We start from the raw sequence: 1,307 nt of genomic DNA, 5'->3' as shown, positions 1-1,307 counted from the left end.
GAACTCTGCGCTCATGTTGGACAGCAAGGCATCCACCGAGCCCCGCAGCTCGCGCAGCGCGTGTCTAGCCGGTACCCGCTGTTCGAGGCTGATGTAGCTGAACATCGCCCCCTGGATGTTCTGTGTGCCTCTCATCTTCGGTGTCTGCTGTCTCGTCGTCGCCGCCGCTCACATGGTACCGGCCGCACGGGCAGCTGCGGGGGAGTTTTTCAACGGGTAATCCCCCCGCAAAACCAGTGCGCTGAGAAGTAGAGAGTCTCGAAGGAGAATCTCTACCATGAAGAAATCGCGTTTCACTGACAGCCAGATCATCGACGCGCTCAAGCGGGCGGAGGCTGGTCTGAGCGTGCCCGATCTGTGCCGCGAACTGGGCATCAGCTCGGCGACCTTCTACAAGTGGCGGGCCAAGTACGGCGGCATGGACGCCTCGCTCATGGCGCGCATGAAGGAGTTGGAGGAGGAGAACCGGCGGCTGCGCAAGATGTACGTCGAGGAAAAGCTCAAGGCCGAGGTCGTGGCGGAGGCTCTTGCAAAAAAGTGGTGAAGCCATCTCGCCGGCGCGAGATGGCACAACGAGCCGTGCAGCAGCGCGGGCTGTCGATCCGGGCGGCTTGTCAAGCCTTTCGGATCAGCCAGGCCTGCTACCGCTACGAGGCCCGGCGCGACACCGAAGACGAGGAGATCGCCCAGTGGCTGCTGCGGCTGACCGACAATAACCGCACCTGGGGCTTCGGGCTGTGTTTCCTGTACCTGCGCAACGTCAAAGGCTTTGCCTGGAACCACAAGCGGGTGTACCGGATATACCGGCAACTGGAGCTCAACCTGCGCATCAAGCCGCGCAAGCGGCTGGTGCGCGACAAGCCCGAGCCGCTGAGTGTGCCGCAGGCCATCAACGAAGTCTGGTCGATGGACTTCATGCACGACCAGCTGCAAGACGGACGCAGCATCCGGCTGCTCAACGTGATCGACGACTTCAACCGCGAGGCTCTGGGCATCGAAGTGGACCTCTCACTGCCCTCGCATCGTGTGATGCGCACGCTGCAGCAGATCATGGCCTGGCGCGGCAAGCCGCAAGTCATTCGCTGCGACAACGGGCCGGAGTACATCAGCGCCGCGCTGCTGAACTGGGCCAGTGCCCGCGGTATCCACATCGAGCACATCCAGCCCGGCAAGCCCCAACAGAACGCCTACGTGGAGCGCTTCAACAGGACTGTGCGCTATGAGTGGCTGTCGCAGTACCATTGGTGCGATCTTGATGAGGTCCGCGAGTTTGCCACGCAATGGATGTGGCGCTACAACCACGAGGA

General features: G+C 62.2%; 1 protein-coding gene and 1 pseudogene. One reads left to right on the top strand and one right to left on the bottom strand.

Annotated elements, in window-relative coordinates:
- Positions 1-135, bottom strand: a pseudogene (locus A9O67_RS13365) (IS5/IS1182 family transposase); the annotation flags it as partial.
- 142 nt (positions 136-277) lie between these two features.
- Here A9O67_RS13365 and A9O67_RS02925 point away from each other — a divergent pair.
- A protein-coding gene (locus A9O67_RS02925) for an IS3 family transposase (RefSeq protein WP_156682235.1) occupies positions 278-1,307 on the top strand; the annotation gives its coding sequence in 2 pieces (ribosomal slippage) (positions 278-539 and positions 539-1,307; 1,031 coding nt annotated over the 2 pieces). This gene is flagged as partial in the annotation.

Source organism: Tepidimonas fonticaldi (genome assembly GCF_001675355.1).
Classification (GTDB): Bacteria; Pseudomonadota; Gammaproteobacteria; order Burkholderiales; family Burkholderiaceae_C; genus Tepidimonas; species Tepidimonas fonticaldi.
Note: the sequence above shows the minus strand (reverse complement) of the source record. Positions and strands in the feature narration are given on the sequence as shown.